Below are 14,203 nucleotides of genomic sequence, written 5' to 3'. Positions count from 1 at the left end.
CGTGCAGTTGTTCATCCGGTGGCCCTTACGGCGGCATGCTGACGCCGTTACCGTCCGCTCATGACCCCCACCCTCGCGCAACTCCGCTACCTCGTCGCCGTCGCCGACTGCCGGTCCATCACGGGCGCGGCCGCCTCCGTCTTCGTCGCCCAGTCCGCCCTGTCAAGAGCCGTTCAGGCCATGGAACGCGACCTCGGCGTCGAACTGCTGGCCCGGCGGGGAAGGGGGGTGGACCTCACGCCGGAGGGGGCCCGGGTCGTCCGGCTGGCCCGCACCGTGCTCAACGCGGTGGAGGCCATCGACGACATCGGGAGCCCCCAGGGCCGCGGGCCGCAGGCCGCCCTCACCCTGGTCACCACCCCCACGCTCGCCCTGGACCTCGCCACCGACCTCGTCACGGCCTTCACCACCGGACGGCCCGGTGCCGAGGTCAAGGTGCGGCAGCACGACAGCAGGGAGGCTCTGGTCCAGGAACTCAACCAGGGGCGCGCCGAGTTGGCGCTCGTGGACCTGCCGGTGGACACCGAGCTGACCTCGCACTTCATCCAGGAACGCGAGGTGGTCCTGATCTCCCCGATCGGCACCCGCCTGCCCGACCCGGTGCCCCTGCGCATGCTCGACGGCCTCCCCATGGTGCTGCCGACCCCGGGGACGGGCCGCCGCACCGAGATGGAGGCCATGTTCAGCTGCATGGGCGTGCGGCCCGTTCCCTCCCTGGAGGTCGACGAACGGCTCGCCTGGGTCACGGGGGTGACGGACGGGCGCGGCTCCCTCATCTGGTACCGGGACGTCGTCGCGCGGGCCTTCGGCACCCGGGCGGAGATCCGCTCCTTCTCCCCGCCCCTGCTGCGTCCGGTGGGCATCGCCCACCCCCGCCGCCCGCTGAGCCGCACGGCCCGCGCCTTCATCGCGCACGCCGGCCGCAAGGCCCCGGTCCGCGAACCGGCGCGTTGAACGGGCGCGCCGGGCATGCCGGACGGCGCCATGCCCGCCCGGCATTGAACGATGCTCGAACGGGCGGCGCCGGCCCCTGGCGATGTCCGCCGTCCCCCACTCCCATGGTCCGCATGCCCCGACTCCTGACACCCCCGCGGGCGGCCGCCCTCGCGACCGCGGCCCTCGCCACGCTCCTGCCCGCCCTGGCCTGGGCGGCCGGCGCGGACGCCGCCGCGGCGCCCGCCCAGACCCCCGCACCGGCCGCCGGTACCGCGGCGGCCGAGAAGAAGTGCACCCTCCCCCCGGGCCTGACCGAGTTCAGCGGGCTCGCGACGAGCCGCCGGCACCCGGGCGTCTTCTACGCCGTCAACGACAGCGGCAACACCAACCAGGTCTTCGCGATCGACTGCACCGGCCCCACCGGCACCCTCAAGGCCACCTTCACGCTCGCCGGCGTCACCAACACCGACTGGGAAGGCCTGACCCTCGCCAAGGACGCCGTCACCGGCGGTCCGGCCGTCCTCGTGGGAGACATCGGCGACAACTTCGCCGGCCGCTCGGAGATCACGGTCCACAGCTTCCCGGAACCCGAACAGCTCACGAACGCCACCGTCACCCCCACCACCTACCGCTTCGCCTACGCCGACGGCCGGCACGACGCGGAGTCCCTCCTCGCCGACCCGGCCACCGGCCGGATCCACATCGCCAGCAAGCTCATCGGCGCCCCCGGCCGCCTGTACCAGGCCCCGCTCCCGCCGCTCACCGGCCAGGTCAACACCCTCACCCCGGTGGGCCCCGCCCCGGCGTTCGCCACCGACGGCGCCTTCTCCCCGACCGGCGCCTCGTACGCCCTGCGCAGCGGCGGCCCCCTGGGCGCCAACACGGCCACCGTCTACGACACGGCGGGCACCAAGCTCGCGGACGTCCCCCTCCCGTCCCAGGCCCAGGGCGAGACGATCACTTACGCGGACTGCGCCCACCTCCTGGTCGGCTCGGAGAACGACCCCCAGATCTGGCAGGTCCCCCTCCCCCCGGAAGCCACCCCCGCCTGCACCTCGACCCCCACCCCCACGCCGACCCCCACCCCCACCCCCGGCCCCCTCGGCTTCCCCGACCCCGGCCCGCAGACCTGCAAGTTCAACCAGCCCTGCGCCATCCAGCTCACCACCACCGGCGGCACGCCCCCCGTCCGCTACGCCACGACCGCCCTCCCCTGGGGCCTGGTGCTCGACCCCGCCTCGGGCCGGGTCACCGGCAAACCCTGGAGCGTCGGCACCACCCGGATCACCGCCACCGCGACCGACTCCACGGGAGCCGCGGCGGGCACGTCCTTCTCCCTGACCGTTTCCTGGCTCTGACCCCCGGACCCCCGCACCACTGGACCGTCGGTTCCAGGGCGGCGGCGTGGCAGAATCACCGACCGTGATCGAGCAAGAGACGCCGGTACTGATCGTCGACGCCGCCAACGTGGTCGGGTCGGTGCCCGACGGGTGGTGGCGCGACCGGAAGGGGGCGGCCGAGCGGCTGCGGGACCGGCTCGCGGCGCGCGACGCCGGTGAGGAGGTCATCCTCGTCGTCGAGGGAGCCGCCCGCGGGGTCGAGTCCGTACCCGGCGTGCGCGTGGAGTCCGCGTCCGGCAGCGGGGACGACCTCATCGTGGAACTCGCCGCCGCCCACGCCGACCGGCCCTGCACGGTCGTCACCGCGGACCGCGAGCTGCGCGCGCGGGTAGGCGCGTACGGCGTCACCTGCGCGGGCCCCCGCACGGTCCGGCCCGCCTGAGCCCGGCCGCACGCCGTGACGGCGACGGCGGCAGGGGGAGGCGTCGACCGCCGCGGCCCGGGGCCGCGGCGCCCGCGTGTCCCGCCCCCGTCAGCCCGCGTCCGCCAACTGGGCGGCCAGGCCGTCCAGGACGAGGCGCAGGCCCAGCTCGAAGCCGCGGTCGTCCAGGCCGTCCAGGCCGCCGGGGCCGGAGCCGGTCGCTTCGAGGGAGTCGGCGAGGGCCGGATACCCGGGGCGGTAGTCGGCCGGGGCGCGGGTGAAGCCCGCCGTGAAGGTCTCCAGGGCGGAGCCGAGGACCAGGTAGTCCAGGGCCGCCGCGGCCTCGGCCGCCCCCGCCGGCGTGCAGCCCGCCCGGACGAGCGCGCCCAGCAGCGCGTCGTAGCCGAGGAGCGCGCGGTCGGCCTCGACCCGGCGGCGCGCGACCAGCGCGATCATGTGGGGGTGCCGCAGGTACACCCGGCGGTACCCGCGGGCGTACTCGGCGATGCCCCGGCGCCACTCGGGGTCCTGGAGCGGGCCGAGGTCGATCTCCTCGTTCAGCAGCTCCGACGCCGCGTCGAGCAGGTCCTCCTTCGACGCGACATGGTGGTAGAGCGAAGCTCCCCGCACCCCGAGCCGGCCGGCCAGCGACCGCATCTTGAGGGCGTCCGCGCCCTCCTCGTCGAGCAGTTCCAGTGCGGCGCGCGCGATGATCGCGCGGCTCAGCAGCGGCTGGCTCGGTCGGCCCACGGCGGCACTCCCCCTCTTCCGGCGCCAGGTTACCCGTCGGCAGGTCTTCCCAAGGGGCCGAGGGCGCGTTAACGTCCCCGCAACCCCGTTACCTAACAAGGTTAGATTTAAGTTCGGGGAGCGCGCCGGGGCCCCGGGCGGCTCCCCCTGCCCTCCGAGGTGTCACGTGCCAGAACCCTCCACCGGCGGCAGACCCGCCACCGCCACCCCGCAGGACGGCGACGCCGCCCGGCTGAGCGCCCTCGGCTACGAGCAGGAGCTGCGCCGCAGTCTCGGCGTCCTGGGCAACATCGCCATGGGCTTCGCCGTGGTCTCGCCCGTGGTCGCCCTCTACGCCGTCTCGATGGTCGGGACGACCATCGCCGGCCCGGCCTGGGTGTGGGCGCTGCCGGTCGTCCTGCTCGGCCAGTGCCTGGTGGTCAACGTCTACTCCGAACTGGCCTCCCAATGGCCGCTCGCCGGCGGCCCCTACCAGTGGGGGCGCCGGCTGCTCGGGCCCTCGTTCGGCTGGATGAGCGGCTGGGTGTGGCAGTTCGCCGTCATGTTCGGCAACACCACCGTCGCCTACCTGGCCGCCCCCTGGGTCTTCGCCCTCGCCGGGGTCACGCCCACGCCCGCGGCGATGGTCGCGGTGGCCGCCGCCATCCTGCTGGGCTGCATGCTGGTCAACGCCTTCGGCATCAGGATCCTCAGCCTCTTCGTCTCCCTGGGCATCGCCGCCGAAGCCGTGGCCTCGGTGCTGGTGGGCTTCAGCCTGCTGCTGTTCTTCCGCAAGCACGGCTTCTCCCTCTTCACCGAGACCCTCGGCGCCGAGCAACTGTCGGGCGGCTCCACGGTCTCGGCCTTCCTCGCCGTCCTGGCGGTCGCGGGCTGGGGCTTCATCGGCTTCGACGCCTGCGTCTCGACGGCCGAGGAGACCAAGGACGCCGGGCGGCAGGTACCGCGCGCCATGTGGTGGGCCCTGCTGAGCGTCGGCACCGTGGTGATCCTCAACGCCATGGCGGTGGCCCTGGCCCACCCCGACCCGGCGGCCGTCGTGGCCGGCCGGGACCTCGACCCGGTGACCACCGCCGTGGTCACCTCCTTCGGCTCCTGGTCCGACAAGCCCTTCGTCCTCGTCGTGCTCATCGGCTTCCTCGCCTGCGCCATGGCCTCCCAGGGCGGAGCGGCCCGAGGCGTCTACTCCCTCGCCCGCGACGGCGTCTTCCCCTTCTCCGCCCGGGTCCGCCGGGTCAACCGGCGCCGGGCGCCCATCGGCGGACTGGTGGCCTCCACCGCCGTCAGCTGCTCCGCCCTGCTCCTGGGCCTGAACGCCACCGCCATCGGCAGCCTGATCGCCTTCGGCACGGCCGCCACCTTCCTGCCGTTCTTCCTGGTCTCGCTGGCCGCGCTCATCGCCCGGCTGCGCGGCACCTGGGTGCCGTCCGGCCACATCCGGCTGGGCCGCAAGGGCACCTTCCTGAACGTGCTCGCGGTGCTCTGGACGGCCTTCGAGGTGGCCGACGTCTGCTGGCCGCGGGCGATCCTGGCCCCGCCCGGCGCCCCCTGGTACCAGATCTGGGCCGGACTGCTGGGCACCGGCGTGGTCCTCACGGCCGGACTGCTCTACCTGCTGGTCCGGCGCCCCCAGGAGAAGCTCCGCGCCCTGGAGCCCCAGGCGGCCCGCCCGGACGCGGAGCCGGACGCGGACCGCTCCGCCGAACCGGCGGCCGGGCTCTCCTGACCACCCCTCCGGGGGCCGCCCGCCCGCCGCGCCGGCCCCCGGACCGCACACCGCACCACCCCACCCCAACCCCGCCCACACCCTCCAGGAGGTATGTCATGGACCTGCCATACATGCGTGCGCCGATGTCCCGCAGGGGCTTCGGAGCCGCCGCGCTCACCGCCACCGCCGCCACCCTGCTCGGCGGCCGCGCCCTGGCCGCCGACACGACCACCGCTTCGGCGCAGAAGTACACGGCGCCCGCCGAGTGGGAGGACCACTCCTGCTGCGTCATGTCCTGGCCCTGGGACCGCACCGACGGCTGGGGCTCCCTGCTGCCCGAGGTCCAGGCCGAGATCGCCGGCATCGCCCGCGCCATCGCCCGCACCGAGCCGGTCCTGATGTTCGCAGGCCCCGGACGCACCGACGAGGCCCGCGCACAGTGCGGCCCCACCGTCACCGTCGTCGAATACCCCGTCAACGACTGCTGGACCCGCGACACCGGCCCGATCTTCGCCCTCGACGCGGCCAAGTCCCGCCGGATCGGACTCGACTTCGCCTTCAACGGCTGGGGCGGCAAGTACCCCTACGACAAGGACGACCTCCTGCCGGTCGGCGTCTGCGCACAACTGGGCGTGGAGCGCCGCGACGTCCCGATGGTCCTGGAAGGCGGCTCCGTCATCACCGACGGCCAGGGCACCCTCGTCACCACGGAGGAATGCCTGCTCAACCCCAACCGCAACCCCACGATGACCCGGGCGCAGATCGAGGCCACCCTGCTCGCCGCCTACGGAGCCACCAAGCTCATCTGGCTCCCCTACGGACTCGCCGGCGACACCATCACCAACGGGCACGTCGACCTCGTCGCCGCCTACCTCGGCCCCGCCCGGATCCTGCTGCACGCCCAGCCCGACACCACCAGCCCCAACCACGCCCGGATGGCCGCCAACAAGGCGGTCCTGCAAGCCGCCACCGACGCCTGCGGGCGCCCCTTCGACCTGGTGGAGATGGAACAGCAGCCGCACTTCCGCCAGAACGGCCTGCTGGTGGAGACCTTCAGCTACACCAACTACTACCAGACCGCCGGCCAGGTGATCGTCCCCCTGTCCGGGGAGGCGGCCGCCGACACCGCGGCCCTCGACCGGCTCCGCCCCCTCTTCCCCGGCCGGGAGGTCGTCGGCACACCCGCCCGGATCCTCGCCTGGGGCGGCGGCGGGGTCCACTGCGTCACCCAGCACGTGCCGCGCACCCGCTGACCGGGGCGCACGGTTCGCGGCGCGCGCCCCGCGCGCCGCGAACCGGCCCGCGGACGCCGCTTGGCCCCTCGCGGATGTGGGCAGGGTGGGGCGAGAGCACGCGGCCGCCGCCCCGGCGGCGCGGCCGCGCGGGACGGCTGACGGGGAGTGGGCATGGGGTGGACGGCGGAGGAGTTCGGGGCCTCGCACGAAGGCTGGGCCGGTGCGCTCCTGGCGGACGGCACCGAGCCGGGCCCGGTCCCCCTGGACCCGGGCGCGGGATCGGGCCTGCGCCAGACACGGGAGTGGTGGGCCTACAGCGGCCTCCCGGACCGGCCCCGGGCCGCCGCCGCCCGCGCCGCCTGCGCCTGCGGCTGGCGCGGCGCCGCGCACTATCCGATCGACCCCGGCGCCGAGGCACCGTCGGGCCTCTACGAGCAGGTGATCGAAGGGCCGCGCGACGACTGGGAACGCCACCTCGGCGAGGTCGAGGCCCGCACCGTGCCGCTCCCCGCCGAACTGGCCGACCTCCTCGAACGCGTCGAGGACCGGCTCAACAACCTGGCCGGACAGGCCCCGGTGGCCGCCCTCAAGGCCGTGGCGGCGCTGGAGCGCATCACCCGGAGCGTGGCCCGTGACGCCTCCTACATCGCCGAGGCCGACGACCTGTCCTGGGAGTCCATCGGGACCGCACTCGGCATCTCCGAGAAGGAGGCCCGCTCCCGGCTGACCCACTACACCTGCCGCCGCTGACCACCCGGCGCGCTCAGCGCCTCCGGACGCCGCCCGGCCTCCCGCCGGGCGCGGCCGGCCCGGAACCGCCGAAGAAGCCCCCCTCCCCGAAGGCGAGGGCGGCGAAGCGCTCGCCGATCCGGCGGTGGGTGGCCGCGTCCGGGTGCAGGGCGTCGGGCAGCGGCAGCTCGGCGGCGTCGGCCTCCCCGTAGAGCGCGCGGCCGTCGAGGTGGTACAGGTGCGGGTCCTCGGCCGACCGCTGCGCCACGATCCGCGCCAGCTCCTCGCGGATGACGGTGAGCGTCAGCTTCCCGGCGGCGCGCTCGGCGGGATCGCCCGTCGCCCGGAAGCGCAGCCGCCCCGCCCCGAGCGCGGCCATGTCGAGGGCCGTCGGACCGGGGGTGTCCTCGTGCATGGGGCACAGCAGCGGCGAGACCACCAGCAGCGGGGTCTCCGGGTGGCCCTCGCGGACGGTGTCGAGGAAACCGTGGACGGCCGGGGTGAAGGCGCGCAGCCGCATCAGGTCGGTGTTGACCAGGTTGATGCCCAGCTTGAGGCTGATCAGGTCGGCCGGGGTGTCGCGCAGGGCGCGGGCCGTGAACGGGTCGAGCAGCGCGCTGCCGCCCAGGCCCAGGTTGACCAGCTCCACCCCGCCGAGGGCGGCGGCGAGCGCCGGCCAGGTGCCGGTGGGGGCCGTGGCGCCGGAGCCCTGGCTGATCGAACTGCCGTGGTGCGCCCACACCCTGCGGCCGCGGGCGGGCGCGGGGGAGACGGGGGCGTCGGCGCGCAGGGCGACGAGCTCGGTCGTCTCGTCGTGCGGCAGCCAGATCTCCACGTCCTTCATCCGGGCCGGCAGGCCGGCGAAGCGGAGCGTGGCGGGCCGGCCCCTGCGGTGTTCGAGGCCGCCCGTCGCGAGGTAGACGGTGAGGGTGTCCCCGCCCGCCGCGGTCGCCCGCCCGGCAGGGCGGCCGTCGACGAGGAGCTCGTAGACCCCGTCGGGCCGCGGCGGGGCGCCCGCGTAGACCCGTTTGACGGGCAGGACGTCCAGTTCGACGACGGTCGCCGCGGTGCGCAGGGCCAGCCGTACCCCGGAGGGCTGGGACTCGGCCATGGCCAGCTGCCCGTCGGTGTTCTGGGCCCGGGCCCGGGCGGGCAGCCGGTGCGGCAGCAGGCCGCGGCCGGTGTCCTCGGTGTCGAGGGCCCCGCGCAGGAGGTCCGCGGTGACGGGCGCGGCGGCCAGGGGCGCGGCGGTCTGGGGCGCGGCGGTCTGGGGCGCCGTGGCGGGGGAGGTCACCTCGCCGCCCGGGTGCGCAGCAGGGTGTCGAGGGCGTCGAGGGTCCATGACCAGCTCTCCTGGGAGTCGGGGGTGCTGTGGCTGAAGCCGCCGGCCAGCTCCAGGCTCACGTAGCCGTGGATGACGCTGCCCAGGAGCCGGACGGCGTGCGTCTGGTCCGGGACCGCCAGGTCGTAGCCCCGCAGGACCGCCCGCATCATCTCCGAGTGGCGCTGGCCGGCGCTCGCGGCGGCCTCCTCGGCGGTGAGGCGGAACCGGGACGCGTCGTAGCGGCCGGGGTGTTCACGGGCGTAGTCGCGGTAGACGTCCGCCAGGGCGGTCAGGGCGTCCTTGCCCGCGCGGCCGGCGAGAGCGGAGGCGGCGCGCCCGGCGAGCTCCTCCAGGGCGAGCAGGGCGATCCGCGCCTTGAGGTCGCGGGAGCCGCGCACGTGGGAGTAGAGGCTCGCGACCTTGACGTCGAACCGCCGGGCGAGCGCCGAGGGGGTCACGTGCTCGAAGCCGACCTCGTCTGCGAGCTCCGCCCCGGCCCGCACCAGGCGGTCCGTGGTCAACCCGATGCGCCCCATGGCCGTCCTCACCGTTCCCGCCCGGCCGGTGGACCACCCACCGGCCGCCTACGCTGATTATGCGTTTGCCTAAAACTATTAGGCAAATTAGCGTGCTCCGCATGAAGCCACTGACCGAACAAGAGATCCGCGCGGCCTTCGTCAACTGCACCAAGGGCGAGGCCAAGCGCCTGGCCGTCCCGCACGACCTCGCCGACCGCCCCTGGGAGCACTTGGACTACCTCGGCTGGCGCGACCCCCAGTCCCCGGGCCGCGCCTACCTGGTCACCGAGACCGCGGGCCGGGTCAGCGCCCTCGCCCTGCGCCGCCCCGTGGCGGCCGCCGGGCAGACGCGGCGCAGCATGTGCAGGATCTGCATGACCGGCCACGACGGCGGCGTGTCCCTGATGGTGGCCCCGAAGGCCGGCAAGGCCGGGCAGCAGGGCAACTCGGTCGGCGTGTACATGTGCGACGACCTCGCCTGCTCGCTGTACGTGCGCGGGATGAAGGAGGCGGGCGCGGGCGCGCGGCTCCACGAGACGCTCGAACTGGAGGAGAAGATCGAACGCACCGTGGCCAACCTCGCCGCGTTCCTCTCCAAGGTGACCGCCTGACCGCCTGACCGCCTGACCGCCCGAGCCCGGGCCCCTTCGGGTGCCTCCCGCAGGGCGGCGCCGACGAGGGCGAGGCCGCTGCCGCTGGAGAGGGCGCCCGCAGGGCCGCACCGCCGGCTGCCGGTGACGACGACCATCAGGCAGATGCCCAAGCTGGCGCCCAGGTTGCGGCTGACCTGGAGGATCAGCCTGGCGTACTACTCACGAAAGAGTCAGGTGTACGACGCCACCCGCAGGTCCCCTTCGTGGCCGCGCGGCAGCCGCCCGGCCCGGTTGGCCCCCGTAGCGGCGGCCGTGGGGCGGAGCCGGCGGCGACGGTGCCGCGGCCGTCACGGTCACCGCCGTGGGCTCGCCCGCCGCCACCGTCCTCACCGTCGACGTCACCTCGTACGGGACGACCTGCGGCCGCCCACGAGGTTGTCGTTCCGGTGGTCCGTGTGGATCCGGGATGAAGAACTGGTCCGGGAACACGGCGCGGACCACCGGTCCGCCATCCGGCCCGGTCCGCAGCAGCCCCACTGGGCATGCCGGTACCCGGGCTTGCCTACGATCTCCGTGATCCGCAGGGGCAGCCGCCCCGCGTCCCCCGGCCCAGACGACGAGAGGGACGGCGGGGGACCGGGAGCCGCCCCGAACACCGCCGGCAGCAGCGCGGCGCACCCAGCCCCCACGCGCCGCCGCAGTGGAGTCCCACAGCGCGCTCCGTTCGCCGCGGCTGCCGGCCTCGGCCGGACTCCGGCGGCTGCGCCCAGCTGGCCACCCGCCACCCCCCCCGCACGTCACCCGGACGGCCGTCAAGCCCCGAACTGCAGGGACGTGACGGGACACCCGGATCGCGGCCCAATGGAGGACAGGAGGCCGACCCCCACGGCACCCGTCACCACCCGGCAGGAGCCCCCCATGAGCCAGACCGCCCCCCACATCACCCGCAGCCCCCAGACCCTCCAAACCACCCAGACCCTCCAAACCACCCAGACCAGCCGGACCACCCGGATCCACCGCGTCTCCCTCCTCGCCGCCGCCATGGAAGCGGGCGCCGTCCGCGTGGCCCCCGGCGTGTTCGCGGCCTCGAGAATGCCCGGCTCCGGGAACACCGTCGTGCCCCCGCGCCCCGCCCTGGCGGCCGACGGCAAGTGGAGCACCCTCGTCCGTGACGCGAAGGCGGCAGCGGTCATCCTCGTCGCCCTGTGACACCCGCCCCCCGCCTACGTCGCCTCCGCCCCCTCTTCCCCTCCCGACCTGGCCAGGGCCAGCACCCCGGCGCAGATCAGGGCCAGGCCGAGCAGTTGGGGGAGCAGCCACCAGTGCGTGCGCAGGTGCTCCTCGTAGAGCAGTACCCCCAGGGCGATGCTGACCCCGGCGTCGCCCAGCGTCAGCGCCGGCTGGGAGGCGACGAGCGGGCCGCCCTGCATCGCGTGTTCCAGGAGCAGGACGGCGCAGATCCCGGCGGCGGCGAAGGCGTACGTCTCCCAGGCCGTCACGAACGCCCCGACCCCGCCCGCGCCCAGGACGTGCACGGCCGACTTCATCAGGGCGGCGGTCAGCGCGTAACAGATGGCGGTGGCCGCGCCCAGGCACCCCGCCCGCATCCGCCCGGGCGGCCGCCGCAGCCCCGCCACGGCCAGCGCCGCCACCGCCCCCGCGCACGCCGGCAGCGTCAGCACCCACCGGTCGAGCGGCACGTGCGTACGGTTGCCCGCCGGCGAGGCGGCCACGAGCACCACCCCCAGCCCGGCCACCACCGCCGCCACGGCGAGCCACACCGCCCCCGGCAGCCGGCTCCGCGCCATCAGGGAGGCGATCAGCAGGGCGAGCGGCAGCTCCAGCACGAACAGGGGCTGCACGAGCGACAGCGCGCCCGTGGCCAACGCCACGGCCTGCCCCACCCCGGCCGCGATCACCGCCAGGATCCCCCCGAGCCACAACGGCCGCCGCACCAGGTCGAGGACCAACCCGAACCGGAAGCCCCCGCTCTGCGGCACGGTGAGCGAGGCCCGCCGCTGGAGGACCGTCGCGAGGGCGTTGCTGAACGCCGCGAACAACGCGAAGACGACCGGCACGACAACGCCCATACCCCCGATCCTCACCACCCCCCACCGCCCCACCCCTCACCGCCACCACGGTGTCCCCCGTCCGGCGGGATCAACCCTCTCGGTCCGGACCCGGGTCGGGCAGGGCCGCCAGGCCGTCGAGGAGGCGTTGGAGGCCGAATTCGAAGAGGGCGTCCAGGTCCAGGTCGTAGCCGGTCTGCGCCAGGTGGTCGAGGGCCGGGAAGCGGCCCGTGCCCAGGACCGCCAGGAGGTCCGGCTCCTGGTGGTCCATCCACTCCTCGCTGTCCAGGCCGCTGTCGGCCTCCGCCTCCCGCTCGGCCTCCAGGTTGACGGCGATGCCGCGCGCGTAGTTCAGCAGCGTCAGGTGCGCGGTGAAGGCGGACTGCAGGTCCAGGCCGTGCCTGAGGAGGGCGGCCAGCATCCACTCCGTGTACGGCAGCGCCGAGGCGATGAGCTGGGGGCGGGTCATCGACAGGGCCGGGGCCAGCCACGGGTGGCGGCGGAAGAGGTCCCAGAGGCGGTGGGCCGCCAGCTCGACCGCCTCCCGCCAGTCCGGCGGGGGATCGGCGGGCAGCGGGTGCCGCCCCATGACGCCGTCCATCATCCGGGTGAGCAGGTCCTCTTTGTCGGCGACGTGCCGGTACAGCGACATGGTGGCCACCCCCAGGTCGGCGGCCACCCGGCGCATCGAGACCGCGGCCAGCCCCTCCGCGTCGGCGACCGCGACGGCGGCGTCGACGATCCGCCCGAGGGTGAGCGCCCCCGGACCCTCGGGCGCGCCGGCGGGGCGTGCGGCGGGAGCCGGCCGGGCGGTGCGCGCCGGGCGCGCCGGGGCCGCCACGACCGTACCGACGCCCGGGACGGCCCGGACCAGCCCCTCGCGGCGCAGCTCCGCCAGCACCTTGCTCGCGGTCGCCATGGCGACGCCCCACTGCCGGGTGATCTCACGGGTGGACGGGACGCGCGCGCCCGCCGCCAGTTCCCCCGTCTCGATCCGCCGCCGCAGCTCCGCGACGATCCGGCTGTAGCGCGGTACCGCGCGTTCGCCCACCGCATACCCCCTCCGCACTAGTGCACCTGGTGTCTGCCATCTTAGGCGCCCCCCCAGCGCGAAGGACCGTACGCAGCCATCCCCGAGAGGTCACCGCACTAGTGCGGTCGGTGTCTACAGGTCTTGTCTCGTTGGGATCTGATGGTTGTAGGCTCTGTGCGTACGGCGTACATTCGCAGCATGGCGAACAACGAGATCCTCATCAGCGGAGCCGGCATCGCCGGACCGGCGCTGGCGTACTGGCTACGCACGGCGGGCTTCGAGGTCACCGTCGTGGAGCGGGCGCCCGCGCCCCGGCCGGGCGGGCAGACGGTGGACCTGCGCGGGGCGGGCCGTACCGTGATCGAACGGATGGGCCTGATGGAACGGGTCCGGGCGCACGCCGTCGACCAGCGGGGCTTCGCCCTCGTCGACTCCTCCGGCCGGACCACCGCCCGGCTGCCCGCCGATGCCTTCGGCGGCGAAGGGATCGTCTCCGACGTCGAGATCCTGCGCGGCGACCTCGCCCGCCTCCTCCACGAGGCCACCCTGCCCGACACCGAATACCTCTTCGACGACACCATCACCGGCATCGAACAGGCCCCCGGCGCCGGCCCGGACGGCGGCGGCCCGGTCGCCGTCACCTTCGAGAAGGCCGCACCCCGCCGCTTCGCGCTCGTCGTCGGCGCGGACGGCCCGCACTCCGTGGTGCGCACGCTCGCCTTCGGCCCCGAACGGGACTTCGTCCGCCCGCTCGGCCTCTACACCTCCTGGTTCACCGCCACCGACCACGACCTGGACCTCGACGGCTGGTACCTGATGCACAACGCTCCCGGCGGCCTGGTCGCCTCCGCGCGGCCCGGCCGGCTCCCCGGCGAGATCAAGGCCGGCTTCAGCTTCCGCTCGCCCCCGCTCGCCTACGACCGGCGTGACCTCGCCGCCCAGCGGGAACTCGTCGCCCGCCGCTTCGCCCACGTCGGCTGGGAAGCCCCGCGCCTGCTGCGGGCCCTGCGCACCGCCCCGGACTTCTTCCTCGACTCCATGGGCCAGGTCCGCCTCGACAGCTGGTCGCGCGGCCGTGTGGTGCTGCTCGGCGACGCCGGCTACTGCGCCACCCCGCTGACCGGTCTCGGGACCAGTCTCGCCCTGGTCGGCGCGTACGTCCTGGCCAGCGAACTTGCCGCCGCCGGGGGAGACCACACCCGCGCGCTGCGGCGCTACGACGCGGTCATGCGCCCGTACGTGACCCGCGCGCAGGAACTTCCGCCCGGCGGGGCCGCCGGGTACGCGCCGTCGCGGCGCCTCGGCATCCGGCTGCGCGACCTCTCGATGCGGTCGATGACCCGGTGGCCCATGCGCGCCGTGCTCGGCGCGCAGTTCGCCAAGGCCGGGGACATCGCCCTGCCGCGGTACGCTCCCGCCGCCGGCGCGGACGCCGGCGCGGACGCCGGCGCGCACGGCCGGCCCCGGCCGTGACCTCGTGCCCAAACCGCAACGACGCGCCCATTGATCGATCGCCCCTCCGGCCGCCAAGGTGGTCACCGCACCCCGGA

Annotated in this window: 14 protein-coding genes; 9 read left to right on the top strand and 5 right to left on the bottom strand. The window is 75.0% G+C overall.

The genetic code is table 11. From position 1 onward, the window contains the following. The first annotated feature begins 60 nt into the window (after nucleotides 1–60). The 3 genes from ACFY0O_RS02835 to ACFY0O_RS02825 all read left to right on the top strand — a co-directional run bounded on the left by ACFY0O_RS02835 (nucleotide 61) and on the right by ACFY0O_RS02825 (nucleotide 2,718). A complete protein-coding gene (locus ACFY0O_RS02835; protein ID WP_388941928.1) occupies nucleotides 61–954 on the top strand; it encodes a LysR family transcriptional regulator in 894 nt (297 codons plus the stop codon). A 113-nt stretch (nucleotides 955–1,067) separates the two neighbouring features. Next, nucleotides 1,068–2,294: an Ig domain-containing protein gene (locus tag ACFY0O_RS02830; RefSeq protein ID WP_388941925.1), complete on the top strand. Its 1,227-nt coding sequence runs from the start codon at nucleotides 1,068–1,070 to the stop codon at nucleotides 2,292–2,294. A 67-nt stretch (nucleotides 2,295–2,361) separates the two neighbouring features. Continuing rightward, nucleotides 2,362–2,718 carry an NTP pyrophosphohydrolase gene (locus ACFY0O_RS02825; RefSeq protein WP_388942255.1) on the top strand — a complete coding sequence of 119 codons (357 nt, stop codon included), beginning with the start codon at nucleotides 2,362–2,364 and terminating at the stop codon, nucleotides 2,716–2,718. A gap of 90 nt (nucleotides 2,719–2,808) precedes the next feature. On the opposite strand, the gene ACFY0O_RS02820 is transcribed toward ACFY0O_RS02825, so the two are convergent. After that, a complete protein-coding gene (locus ACFY0O_RS02820; RefSeq protein WP_388941922.1) occupies nucleotides 2,809–3,447 on the bottom strand; it encodes a TetR/AcrR family transcriptional regulator in 639 nt (212 codons plus the stop codon). Nucleotides 3,448–3,613: 166 nt separating this feature from the next. Here ACFY0O_RS02820 and ACFY0O_RS02815 point away from each other — a divergent pair, with 166 nt between their 5' ends. The 3 genes from ACFY0O_RS02815 (at nucleotide 3,614) to ACFY0O_RS02805 (ending at nucleotide 7,137) form a co-directional block, all read left to right on the top strand. Next, complete coding sequence (locus tag ACFY0O_RS02815; RefSeq protein ID WP_388941919.1) at nucleotides 3,614–5,170, top strand: APC family permease; 1,557 nt, start codon at nucleotides 3,614–3,616, stop codon at nucleotides 5,168–5,170. Between the two features lie 98 nt (nucleotides 5,171–5,268). Next, nucleotides 5,269–6,405 (top strand): agmatine/peptidylarginine deiminase, encoded by a 1,137-nt coding sequence (locus ACFY0O_RS02810; RefSeq protein ID WP_388941916.1) that lies wholly within the window; start codon nucleotides 5,269–5,271, stop codon nucleotides 6,403–6,405. A 153-nt stretch (nucleotides 6,406–6,558) separates the two neighbouring features. Next, on the top strand, nucleotides 6,559–7,137 hold the full coding sequence (locus tag ACFY0O_RS02805; RefSeq protein WP_358895839.1) for a hypothetical protein: 579 nt from the start codon (nucleotides 6,559–6,561) through the stop codon (nucleotides 7,135–7,137). A 13-nt stretch (nucleotides 7,138–7,150) separates the two neighbouring features. Here the strand turns inward: ACFY0O_RS02805 and ACFY0O_RS02800 are convergent, their stop codons facing one another. After that, the gene (locus tag ACFY0O_RS02800) at nucleotides 7,151–8,458 is read right to left on the bottom strand and encodes a GDSL-type esterase/lipase family protein (RefSeq protein ID WP_388941914.1); all 1,308 of its coding nucleotides are present in this window, start codon (nucleotides 8,456–8,458) and stop codon (nucleotides 7,151–7,153) included. Then, the gene (locus ACFY0O_RS02795) at nucleotides 8,407–8,976 is read right to left on the bottom strand and encodes a TetR/AcrR family transcriptional regulator (protein WP_388941912.1); all 570 of its coding nucleotides are present in this window, start codon (nucleotides 8,974–8,976) and stop codon (nucleotides 8,407–8,409) included. The genes ACFY0O_RS02800 and ACFY0O_RS02795 overlap by 52 nt, the downstream gene beginning before the upstream one ends. Nucleotides 8,977–9,077: 101 nt before the next feature. Between ACFY0O_RS02795 and ACFY0O_RS02790 the strand changes: the two genes are divergently transcribed. Both ACFY0O_RS02790 and ACFY0O_RS02785 read left to right on the top strand, forming a co-directional pair. Beyond that, nucleotides 9,078–9,569, top strand: coding sequence for an FBP domain-containing protein (locus tag ACFY0O_RS02790; protein WP_388941909.1), 492 nt, complete (start codon nucleotides 9,078–9,080; stop codon nucleotides 9,567–9,569). A gap of 900 nt (nucleotides 9,570–10,469) precedes the next feature. Beyond that, a complete protein-coding gene (locus ACFY0O_RS02785; RefSeq protein WP_388941906.1) occupies nucleotides 10,470–10,760 on the top strand; it encodes a hypothetical protein in 291 nt (96 codons plus the stop codon). A gap of 14 nt (nucleotides 10,761–10,774) precedes the next feature. Here the strand turns inward: ACFY0O_RS02785 and ACFY0O_RS02780 are convergent, their stop codons facing one another. Both ACFY0O_RS02780 and ACFY0O_RS02775 read right to left on the bottom strand, forming a co-directional pair. Continuing rightward, nucleotides 10,775–11,641: a DMT family transporter gene (locus ACFY0O_RS02780; protein ID WP_388941904.1), complete on the bottom strand. Its 867-nt coding sequence runs from the start codon at nucleotides 11,639–11,641 to the stop codon at nucleotides 10,775–10,777. Nucleotides 11,642–11,711: 70 nt separating this feature from the next. Next, complete coding sequence (locus ACFY0O_RS02775) at nucleotides 11,712–12,671, bottom strand: TetR/AcrR family transcriptional regulator C-terminal domain-containing protein (RefSeq protein WP_388941901.1); 960 nt, start codon at nucleotides 12,669–12,671, stop codon at nucleotides 11,712–11,714. Between the two features lie 180 nt (nucleotides 12,672–12,851). Here ACFY0O_RS02775 and ACFY0O_RS02770 point away from each other — a divergent pair, with 180 nt between their 5' ends. Then, the gene (locus ACFY0O_RS02770; RefSeq protein WP_388941899.1) at nucleotides 12,852–14,126 is read left to right on the top strand and encodes an FAD-dependent monooxygenase; all 1,275 of its coding nucleotides are present in this window, start codon (nucleotides 12,852–12,854) and stop codon (nucleotides 14,124–14,126) included. Nucleotides 14,127–14,203 lie beyond the last annotated feature (77 nt).

The sequence above is a fragment of the Streptomyces sp. NPDC001594 genome, assembly GCF_042893675.1.
GTDB lineage: Bacteria > Actinomycetota > Actinomycetes > Streptomycetales > Streptomycetaceae > Streptomyces.
The sequence above is the reverse complement of the archived record's forward strand: the minus strand, read 5'-3'. Positions and strand labels throughout refer to the sequence as shown.